Source organism: Arthrobacter sp. Y3221157 (assembly GCF_059089865.1).
This window is the reverse complement of the sequence record NZ_JBNHFD010000217.1, coordinates 1-529: the sequence shown is the minus strand read 5'-3', so window position 1 is coordinate 529 and position 529 is coordinate 1. Positions and strand designations below refer to the sequence as shown.

General features: G+C 69.2%; 1 protein-coding gene. It reads right to left on the bottom strand.

Translation table 11 applies throughout. The features are described from left to right. A partial coding sequence (locus AC5RTT_RS20725; RefSeq protein WP_494146732.1) for a glucose-6-phosphate dehydrogenase assembly protein OpcA occupies positions 1-491 on the bottom strand: 491 nt, incomplete at its 3' end. Positions 492-529 lie beyond the last annotated feature (38 nt).

Sequence of the window (529 nt, the reverse complement as noted above, 5' to 3'; positions counted from 1 at the left end):
TTGTAGGTGGCGCGGATGTTTTCCAGCGCGGCCTGCGGGTCGGGTTCGTTCGCGGAGTCGGTGATCCGGCGGTGCGCGATGCGGCCGATGGAGGTCTCGCACGCGTTTTCCGGGGCACCGTGCGGCCACCAGGCCACGATCGGGGCGTCCGGAAGCAGCAACGCCGCGACCAGCGACTCGGATTCGTGCGCGAGCTGGCCGTAGCCGCGCAGCACGATCACTTCCGACGCGCCGGCGTCCCCGCCGACCCGGATCTGCGCGTCCAGCCGGTCCGCGTGGTCCTTCCCGGCGTCGGCGAGCACGATGATCCGGCAGGGGTGTTCCCGGCTGGCCTCGTTCGCGGCCTCGATCGCTTCTTCCTCAAGCCCGGACTTCGTCACGACCACCAGGGTCAGGACCCGGCCCAGCGCGATCACCCCGCCCTGCTCGCGCAGGGCCATGATCTTCTTGGAGACGTTCGAGGTGGTGGTATCGGGCAGGTCTACGATCATGGCCTTCTCCAGGTTCGTCCGTCACGGGCCAGCAACTC